We start from the raw sequence: 8787 nt of genomic DNA, 5'->3' as shown, positions 1-8787 counted from the left end.
CGCGCCGATCAGCAGGCCCATCTGGTAGCCCCAGTCGCCGAAGTGGGCGTCGCCCACAGTCGTATCGCCCCGGAACCGGTAAATACGCTTCAGGGACTCCCCGATGATGGACGAGCGCAGGTGACCGACGTGCATGGGCTTGGCCACGTTGGGACCGCCGTAGTCGATGAGGATGCGGCGGGGCGTTGCGACACGCCCAGCGCCCAGCCGGGGGTCGGCGGCGATCTCGTCGGCGCGGGCGGACAGGGCGGCGTCGGAAAGGCGCAGGTTGATGAATCCGGGACCGGCGATCTCCACGGCGGCGAATTCCGGGGCGGCGGCCAGGACCTCGACGACCGCTGCAGCGATCTCGCGGGGGTTGCGACCCACACGCTTGGCGGCCGCCAGGGCGCCGTTGCACTGGAAATCGGCCAGGTCGGGGCGATCCGAGGGCGTGGCGCGGGCCAGGTCGACGGGCAGACCGAGGGAACCGAACGCCGCGGCGAGGCGCTGGTCGATCGCGCGTCTCAGCCCGCTCATTTCGGGGTCCGGCCGCCTGCAGTTTTGGTCTGGGCACCGGCGTCGAGGCGGAAGCGCTTCCCCTCCCGGTTGAAGGCCGCCATGGCCGGCGTGACGTCGAAGCCCACCAGGACCTCGAAATTGGAGCCGGAGGTCGTCAGGGTCGCCCGCGGGATGACGATGCCGTCGATCCGGTCCACCGCATAGAGGCGGTCCTGTCCCGGCTCGAAGCGGATCGGCAGGTCGAAATAGACCTTGTCGATCACCAGCCGGTTCCGCTGGGTGACGGCCACCCAGTAACGGTAGGTCTTCTGCGCGCCGGTCGCCTTGGGGCCCCGCCCGGCGGCAAAGAGGACGTCGATGGCCAGGGTGATTGGCTCTTCGTCCTTATAGGCGCAGCCCGCAGAGATCCGCTGGATCTCGCCGGTCCAGGCCACCTCGGCGGAGGCTTCCTTTCCGCCCGTGAACTCGACATAGCGGCCGGCGTCGTAGAGGACCTTCACGAAGGGGCAGGGGCCGGCGTTGCGCAGTTCGGGGAGACGCACCTCGTTGTCGCCGAACTCAGCGTCGCGCTTGCGCTTGCGGGCCGCAGCCTCGGCCTGGTCGTCATCCGACTTCGGACGGGACTGGGCCATGGCGTCGGTCGCCGGCGCAGCGACGGCGCAGGCCAAGAGCAGGGCGGCGATCAGGGAGCTAGGGCGCATCAGGTCGTCCGGCGAAACTCCGCGCAGAAGGCGCGGGTAAGCCCCCTGATACTGAACAAAGATTACGGCTGCAACGCGGCCGGTCAGACCCTAGATAGAAGGCATGAGCGCAGAACCCGACGCACCGCCCGCCCTGACCGTCCGACTGGCCGCCCCAAGAGGCTTCTGCGCCGGCGTCGACCGGGCCATCCAGGTTGTCGAGGCGACCCTCGAGCGCTTCGGCGCGCCGGTATTTGTCCGCCACGAGATCGTCCACAACCGGCACGTGGTCTCCCGGCTCCGGGACCTGGGCGCGGTCTTCGTCGAGACCCTGGAGGAATGCCCGGATGACCGGCCCGTAGTCTTCTCCGCCCACGGCAGCCCCCGGTCCGTTACCGAGGCCGCGCAGGCCCGGGGGATGACCTATCTGGACGCCACCTGTCCCCTCGTCTCCAAGGTGCATGTGGAGGCGACCCGGCACCATGCCGCCGGCCGGCAGGTCCTCCTCATCGGCCACGCCGGTCATCCGGAGGTTGTCGGCACCATGGGCCAGCTACCCGACGGGGCGGTCGTGCTGATCGAGACCCTGGAACAGGCCCGGGACTTCATTCCCAGGGCCCCAGATGCCCTCGCCTACGTCACCCAGACGACCCTGTCGGTGGACGACACCGCTGAAATCGTCGAGATGCTCCGGTCCCGCTTCCCGGCAATGGGCACGCCCCACCGGGACGACATCTGCTACGCCACCACCAACCGGCAGGATGCGGTGAAGTCGCTTGCTGGCGGGTGTGATGTGCTGCTGGTGATCGGCTCCGCCAATTCCTCCAACTCCGTGCGGCTTGTCGAGGTCGGCCTGAGAGCCGGCGCCCCGAAGGCCTTCCTGATCGACGACGCCGACGACCTGGACCTGGCCTGGCTGGAAGGCGCCGCCACTGTTGCCGTCACCGCAGGGGCCTCGGCACCCGAGGACCTTGTCCAGGGCGTCATCTCCAGGATCTCCGAGGCCTTCGCCGTGACGGTGGAAGAGGTGGGTGCCGCGCGGGAGACCGTCAGCTTCAAGCTGCCCAGGGCCCTGCTGGCTTGAACCTGTCCGGCGCTGGCCTGGGCCATCTTTTGGCGGGATGACGGCTTCCGCCGCCTCGACGAACTGGCTTGACCCGTCGGCCGCCCTCGCTCAATCGGGGCGTATGGCTGTCTATACCGACATTACCGACGAGGAGCTGGGGTCGCTCCTCACCGACTTCGACATCGGCGCGCCCCTTTCACTGAAGGGTGTAGCGGAAGGGGTGGAGAACTCGAACTTCCTCCTCGAGACGGAGGCCGGCCGGTTTATCCTGACCATCTATGAAAAGCGCGTCCGGGCGGATGACCTGCCCTATTTCCTCGATCTCCTGACCTGGCTTTCCGAGCATGGCTTCCCCGGTGCCGAGCCGGTCGCCGATCGCCAGGGTCGCACCCTCAAGAGCGTCCGGGGCAAGCCGGCCGCCATCGTCACCTTCCTGCCCGGGCTTTCCGTCCGCCGCCCCAACGCCGCGCACTGCCGGGAGGCTGGCGCCGGCCTCGCCTGGCTACACATGGCGGCCTCAGGTTTCGCCCGGACCCGGGAGAACACCCTGGGCCATTCGGCTTGGCGAGCCGTCTTCGCGCCCCTGGAGGCCGCCGCCGAGGGCCTCAAGCCGGGACTGTCCAGGACGATCCGCGCCGACCTGGACGCCCTGGACTCTGAATGGCCGGCGGGTCTCCCCTCCGGGGTGATCCATGCGGACTTCTTCCCCGACAACGTCTTCTTCCGGGGCGAGGCCTTCGCCGGGGCGATCGACTTCTATTTCGCCTGCAACGACCTTTTGGCCTACGACATCGCCATCGCCCTGAATGCCTGGTGTTTCGAGGCCGACGGCAGCTTCAACGTGACCAGCGCCCGGGCCCTGGTGGCGGGCTATGAGTCCCGCCGGCCCCTGAGCCCGGCAGAACGGGCAGCCCTGTCCGTGCTCGCCCGGGGGGCGGCCATGCGCTTTTTTCTGACTCGGCTGGCGGACTGGGGGTCCGTCCCGGAGGGCGCCCTCGTCCGACCCAAGTCGCCCCTGGAATACGAGCGAAAACTCGCCGTCCACCGGGAGTCCACCGATCTCCTTTTCTTCGGCCCCGGCGCATGACGCCGGACGTGGTGATCTACACGGATGGTGCCTGTTCCGGGAATCCGGGGCCCGGCGGTTGGGGGGCGATCCTTATCTGGGGCGACCACGAGCGCGAGGTCCTTGGGGGCGATCCGGCCACCACCAACAACCGCATGGAGCTGATGGCGGCCATCCGCGCCCTGGAGGCCCTGACGCGGCCTTGCCGGGTGGAACTCCATACCGACAGCCAGTACGTGCGCACGGGGATCACAGAGTGGGTCCGCAACTGGAAGGCCCGGGGCTGGAAGACCGCCGACCGCAAGCCGGTGAAGAACGAGGACCTGTGGCGGCGCCTCGACGAGGCCCGGCAAAGGCATGAGGTGCAGTGGCGCTGGGTCAAGGGGCACAGCGGCCACGAGCTCAACGAGCGCGCCGACGCCCTGGCCCGCCGGGGATTGACCGAGGGCCCCTTCGAACCTTGACGGCTCTGGAGGACATGGCACATAGTTGCAGATGCAACTATAGGAGCCCTCTATGTCGGAAGCTGCCGTCCGGACCCGCGCCTGGGATCCGCCCCATATGGAGGTCCTGTATGAACTGGGCGCTGCAGAGCACGCCTTGAGGGCTGCAGTCGAGGCCCGGCTTCCCGCCCCCATGTCCTTCACACACTTTGAAGTCCTGAGGGATTTTCTGCGGTTTGGGGATGGCACCGCGCCTGCGGAGATCGCCTCGCGTCTGCGGATGAGCCGGGGGGCCGTGACCCACCTCCTTCAGCGAATGGAGGTGCTTGGCTGGGTCAGGATGGAAGGCGATGATCGCGATGGCCGCCGGAAACGGGTCTTCATGACCCCGGAGGGGGCGGAGAAGGCCAGGGCGGCGGCCGCCGCCCTCAGACCTGGGGCAGATCGCCTTAAAACTGATTTGAATAACAACTATCTTCGGGAAGGCTTGGCCTTCCTGCGCGATCTCCGCCGGAGCCTCGAAGCCCTCAATGCCGGCGACGGACCTGCAGGATCGCGCCCCGGATCCCGGTAACCTCCACCTCGGCTTCCGCAGTGAGGGCGCCGCCGCCCTCCAGTTCCGCTGCCCATTCCTTGCCGTCCAAGGCGATCCGGCCCGCGCCGTGATGGAAGGCGGAGACGCTGCGCGCCGGTTGGCCGACCAGGCGTGCGGAGGTGTCGTTGATGTCGCCCAGAGCGGCGGCCTCGCCCCTCGGGAAGAAACGGCGGGCACCGAAGGTCGTGACCAGGGTGAGTACGGCGAACAGGACCGCCTGCCCCATCAAGCCCGGACCCAGGACCAGGGCGGCGAGGGCGACGACGCCGGCCGACGACGCCGGCCACAGGAGCCATCCCGTTCCGGTCGCGGCCTCGACGGCCAGGAGGGCTGCGGCGAGCCCGGCCCAGAACCAGAAAGGCTGGGCCGCGAGGATTTCCGTCAGGGCTGCCACGGTCAGGCTCCCTTCGCTTCGTTCCGGGTGCCGCCCAGCAGCTCAGCGATCCCGGCGATGGAACCGATCATCGACGACATTTCGGCTGGTACAATGACTGTCCTCTGCTGCGGGCTCTCGGCGAGCTTGGCGAAGGCGTCCACATAGCGCTGGGCGATAAAGTAGTTGATGGCGTTGAGGTCGCCCTTGGCTATGGCTTCAGAGACCAGGCGCGTGGCTTCGGCCTCGGCCTCGGCGGAGCGCTCCCGGGCCTCGGAGTCCCGGAAGGCGGCTTCCCGGCGGCCTTCGGCCTCAAGGATGGCGGCCTGCTTGGCCCCCTCGGCCCGGGCAATGGCGGCCTGCTTCTCTCCGTCGGCCTCGGTGATGACTGCCCGGCGCTCCCGCTCGGCCTTCATCTGACGGGCCATGGCGTTGGTGATGTCCGGCGGCGGCAGGAGGTCCTTGATCTCGATCCGCGCCACCTTGACCCCCCAGGGGCTGGTGGCCTCGTCGATGACGGCCAGTAGGCGGGAGTTGATCTGGTCGCGCTGGCTCAGCACCTCGTCCAGCTCCATGTTGCCGACCACCGTGCGCAGGTTGGTCATCGACAGCTGGGTGATGGCGTAGTCGAGGTTGGTGATGCGATAGGCCGCGGAAGCGGCGTCCATCACCTGGATGAAGACGATGGCGTCGACCACGACGGTGACGTTGTCCTTGGTGATGACTTCCTGGCGTGGAACGTCGAGCACCTGCTCCATCATATTGATGCGGGCGCGGACGGTCTCGACAAAGGGCGTGAGGATGCTGATGCCTGGGCGGAGGGTCCGCACATAGCGACCGAACCGCTCGACCGTGAATTCCCGGCCCTGGGGAACGATCTTGACCGTCGACAACACAACGACCACGGCCAAAATCACAAGAAGTCCGACCGTCAAGATTGCGAACATGGCATTATCCTTTACGACACTTCACATCTAGGGATCGCAGGGTGGTTTTGGAACGGGTGAGAGCCATGGATCACCAAGGTGTGTTGAGCCTCAGGCGGTGGATGCTGGCACCCTTGGCGGGAGGCCTCGCGGCGATGGCCCTGGCGGCCGCCGCCCCGGCCCTCGCCGCAGCCCCCGCGGCCGGTCCAAAGCCGGCGACCGCCAAGCCGGCGGCCCCCAAATCCGCCGCTCCCAAGACAGCTGTCCCCAAGACAGGCACTTTCGACGCCCGCAGGCCCGCAGACATCGTCGCCCTGCTGTCTGGCATGGAGGCGACCACCGAGATCGCCCGCAAGGCAGATGGCCAGGTCTTCATGAAGGTGACCACGCCGGGCGGCGGCTTCGGGGCCCAGATGGTCGGCTGCAACGAGGCCTTCACCTCCTGCAAGGCGATCGCCCTCTACACCGCGTTCGCCCGCAAGGGCGTCAACATGGTGCAGATCAACGACTACAACCGCAGCCAGCTCACCTGCCGGGGGGTCATGGCGCCCTCTGGGGAGCCCAGCGTCATGTACGCCGTCCTCCTCAACGGCCGGCAGACCCGCGACGAAATGCGCGAGCACATCGGCGTCTGGCAGGGGTGCCTGGGCGGGTTCGGCGAATTCATCCAGGACCCGATTGGCTTCCTCTCTCGTCCACAGGGCTGAGGCTGGGCCGGCGTCGGTTGACAGCCGGGCCCGTCGGGCGGAGCGTTCAGCCTCATGGGGAGGAACCTTCCATGAGCGTAACAGGCGCGACATCGGAGGCGGCCAGCGACCGCATTCTCTCCATCGACGTGGTCCGCGGCTTCGCCGTCCTCGGCATACTGCTGATGAACATTGTCGGCATGGGCCTGCCCACCTATGCCTACATCAACCCCGTCTACGCCGGCGGCGTCACGGACGCCGACTTCTGGACCTGGGCGGTGAACAACGTCCTGACCGATGGGAAGATGCGCGCCCTCTTCACCATGCTGTTCGGGGCGTCGACCGTACTCATTGCCAGCCGGGCGGATACCAGCGCTGGGCTGGGGCCCACCCAGACCCACTATCGCCGGCTGTTCTGGATGTTCGCCATCGGCATGGTCCACGCCTACCTGTTCTGGTTTGGCGACATCCTGGTGACCTACGCCGTTGCCGGTGCCCTGGTCTTCCCCTTCCGCAGGCTGAACCCCCACCTGCTGATCGGCCTGGGCGGAGCCATCCTCGGCGCCCTCTTCGCCTGGCACATCAGCGACATTGAGCCCCTGAAGGCGCTGATGGCCGCTGCAATGGCGCCGGGTGCGGACGAGACCACCCGGGCCGCCTGGGCCGGGGCCTCCCAGACCTTCGTCATGCCCCCCGGCTTCGACGCGCAGGAAATCGCCGGCTTCGGCGGCGGGTTCGGCGAGGCCCTGCAGGCCCGCGCCAGGATCGCCTCCCTGCTCCAGGTGCTCATTCCCTTCGACGCCGGTCCCGAGGCCGTGGGCCAGATGCTCATCGGCATGGGCCTCTTCCGGTTGGGATTCTTCTCACTCGGATGGCCGACGCGCGCCTACGGGATGCTTATCCTTTTCGGCTACGCCTGCGCTGTACCCTTCACCGCCATGCTGGCCTGGCTGATGCACCAGTCGGGCTTCGAGCCGCTGCGGGTGCACGAGATGGAGGTCTGGCAGTCCCTTACCCGGCCCTTCATCGCCCTGGCCCATGCCTCGGTCCTGTTGCTTATCGTCCGCGCAGGGCTCTTTGAGAGCCTCGTATCGCGACTGGAGGCGGCGGGCCGCATGGCCTTCACCAACTATCTGATGACCTCGGTGATCACGAGCCTGGTTTTCTGCGGCTACGGCCTGGGCCTCTACGGCCACCTGTCACGGCTCCAACTGCTCTGGGTGGTCGCCGGGGTCTGGGCCCTGATCCTCCTATGGAGCCGCCCCTGGCTGGCCCGCTTCCGCTACGGCCCCCTCGAATGGATCTGGCGCTCCCTGGTCCAGTGGAAGCGGCAGCCGTTCAGGCGGGCGCAGACGGCCTAGCGCGCCGTGTAGCCCCCATCCACGACCATCTCCGAGCCGGTCATGAAGCTGGACTCGTCGGAGGCCAGGAAGACGATGGCGTTGGCGATCTCGACGGCTTCGCCTAGCCGGCCCAGGGCGTGCTGCTGGACCAGGGTCTCGCGCACCGCGTTGCCATTCTCCACCTCGCGAAGGATGTTGTGGACCATGGGCGTCTCCACATAGCCGGGATGGACGGAGTTCACCCGGATGCCGAGGGGCGCCCACTCTAGGGCTGCAGCCTTGGTCAGCATAAGCACCGCCCCCTTCGAGGCGCAGTAGGCCGCCGCCCCGGGGGTGGCGACCTTGCCCATGATGGACGAGATATTGATCACCGAGCCGCCCCGGCCGCCCTTGAGGATCAGGGGCCCGGCATAGCGGTGGCCGTAGAACACCCCGTCCAGGTTGACCGCCAGGGTCTTTCGCCAGTTCTCGAGGCTATGGCTCATGAGCGCATTGCCCAAGGTGGTCATGCCGGCATTGTTCACCAGGATGTCCAGCCGGCCGAAGGCGGCCTCGACCTCCCCGACTACGCGCTCCCAGTCCTCGGGGGAGGTGACGTCATGGGTGAAGGCCCTGGCCTCCCCTCCCGCCGCCTGGATGGAGTCGGCCACCGATAGCGCCGCCTCGGGCAAAAGGTCCGTCACCGCCACGGCGGCGCCAGCCTTTGCGAGGCCCCGGCAGGCCGCCGCGCCAATTCCCGAGCCGCCGCCGGTGACCAGGGCGACCCTCCCGTCCAGCCGCCCGCTCACGCCGTCACCTGCGCCGCCCGGAGGGCCGACAGCCGGTCAATGGCCGCCTCGGCGCCGGAAACCAGCCGCGCGACGATCTCCGCCGCCGGAAGGACCTCGTGAATTCCGCCGGCCGACTGGCCCATGGCGAAACAGGAGCGGTCAGGGTCGAGCCCCTCGATCTGCCCGCCGATGCCGCCCATCACGCCAGCCCGGCTGGAGAGCATGGCCTGCATGGGGAAGGGCTGGATGTCCGCCGGGCGGCCCTCCCAGTCGTCGACATAAGGGTTCTTGCGCACCCGCATGGGCTTGCCCGAGTAGCAGCGGGTGCGCAAGTACCC

Annotated in this window: 11 protein-coding genes and 1 pseudogene; 6 read left to right on the top strand and 6 right to left on the bottom strand. The window is 68.0% G+C overall.

The annotated features are described in order from the left end of the window. Together argS and WCJ52_RS09345 are read right to left on the bottom strand one after the other, a co-directional pair. The coding region (argS, locus tag WCJ52_RS09350) for an arginine--tRNA ligase (RefSeq protein WP_336903038.1) at positions 1–519 on the bottom strand (519 nt) is incomplete at its 3' end. Then, positions 516–1202: a Tat pathway signal sequence domain protein gene (locus WCJ52_RS09345; RefSeq protein ID WP_336903037.1), complete on the bottom strand. Its 687-nt coding sequence runs from the start codon at positions 1200–1202 to the stop codon at positions 516–518. The genes argS and WCJ52_RS09345, both read right to left, overlap by 4 nt. 103 nt (positions 1203–1305) lie before the next feature. On the opposite strand from WCJ52_RS09345, the gene ispH reads away from it, so the two are divergent. The 4 genes from ispH (at position 1306) to WCJ52_RS09325 (ending at position 4330) form a co-directional block, all read left to right on the top strand. Then, on the top strand, positions 1306–2265 hold the full coding sequence (ispH, locus tag WCJ52_RS09340; RefSeq protein WP_336903036.1) for a 4-hydroxy-3-methylbut-2-enyl diphosphate reductase: 960 nt from the start codon (positions 1306–1308) through the stop codon (positions 2263–2265). Positions 2266–2368: 103 nt separating this feature from the next. Then, complete coding sequence (gene thrB / locus WCJ52_RS09335; protein ID WP_336903035.1) at positions 2369–3334, top strand: homoserine kinase; 966 nt, start codon at positions 2369–2371, stop codon at positions 3332–3334. Then, on the top strand, positions 3331–3777 hold the full coding sequence (rnhA, locus tag WCJ52_RS09330) for a ribonuclease HI (protein ID WP_336903034.1): 447 nt from the start codon (positions 3331–3333) through the stop codon (positions 3775–3777). Before thrB ends, rnhA begins: the two co-directional genes overlap by 4 nt. 52 nt (positions 3778–3829) lie before the next feature. Then, the gene (locus tag WCJ52_RS09325; RefSeq protein ID WP_336903033.1) at positions 3830–4330 is read left to right on the top strand and encodes a MarR family transcriptional regulator; all 501 of its coding nucleotides are present in this window, start codon (positions 3830–3832) and stop codon (positions 4328–4330) included. On the opposite strand, the gene WCJ52_RS09320 is transcribed toward WCJ52_RS09325, so the two are convergent. Then, the gene (locus WCJ52_RS09320; protein WP_336903032.1) at positions 4284–4745 is read right to left on the bottom strand and encodes an NfeD family protein; all 462 of its coding nucleotides are present in this window, start codon (positions 4743–4745) and stop codon (positions 4284–4286) included. The genes WCJ52_RS09325 and WCJ52_RS09320 overlap by 47 nt on opposite strands. Positions 4746–4747: 2 nt before the next feature. Further along, positions 4748–5671: an SPFH domain-containing protein gene (locus tag WCJ52_RS09315; protein ID WP_336903031.1), complete on the bottom strand. Its 924-nt coding sequence runs from the start codon at positions 5669–5671 to the stop codon at positions 4748–4750. Between the two features lie 65 nt (positions 5672–5736). Between WCJ52_RS09315 and WCJ52_RS09310 the strand changes: the two genes are divergently transcribed. Both WCJ52_RS09310 and WCJ52_RS09305 read left to right on the top strand, forming a co-directional pair. After that, a complete protein-coding gene (locus WCJ52_RS09310) occupies positions 5737–6357 on the top strand; it encodes a hypothetical protein (protein WP_336903030.1) in 621 nt (206 codons plus the stop codon). A 71-nt stretch (positions 6358–6428) separates the two neighbouring features. After that, complete coding sequence (locus WCJ52_RS09305; protein ID WP_336903029.1) at positions 6429–7697, top strand: DUF418 domain-containing protein; 1269 nt, start codon at positions 6429–6431, stop codon at positions 7695–7697. Here WCJ52_RS09305 and WCJ52_RS09300 read toward each other — a convergent pair. Together WCJ52_RS09300 and WCJ52_RS09295 are read right to left on the bottom strand one after the other, a co-directional pair. Then, positions 7694–8467, bottom strand: a complete 774-nt coding sequence (locus tag WCJ52_RS09300; RefSeq protein WP_336903028.1) for a glucose 1-dehydrogenase — start codon at positions 8465–8467, stop codon at positions 7694–7696. The two genes, WCJ52_RS09305 and WCJ52_RS09300, sit on opposite strands and share 4 nt — an antisense overlap. Next, positions 8464–8787, bottom strand: a pseudogene (locus WCJ52_RS09295) (nitronate monooxygenase); the annotation flags it as partial. The pseudogene WCJ52_RS09295 and the gene WCJ52_RS09300, both read right to left, overlap by 4 nt.

Origin of the sequence: Phenylobacterium sp., from assembly GCF_037138395.1 — a bacterium.
Taxonomy (GTDB): domain Bacteria; phylum Pseudomonadota; class Alphaproteobacteria; order Caulobacterales; family Caulobacteraceae; genus Phenylobacterium.
This window is presented reverse-complemented; position numbering and strand designations above follow the sequence as displayed.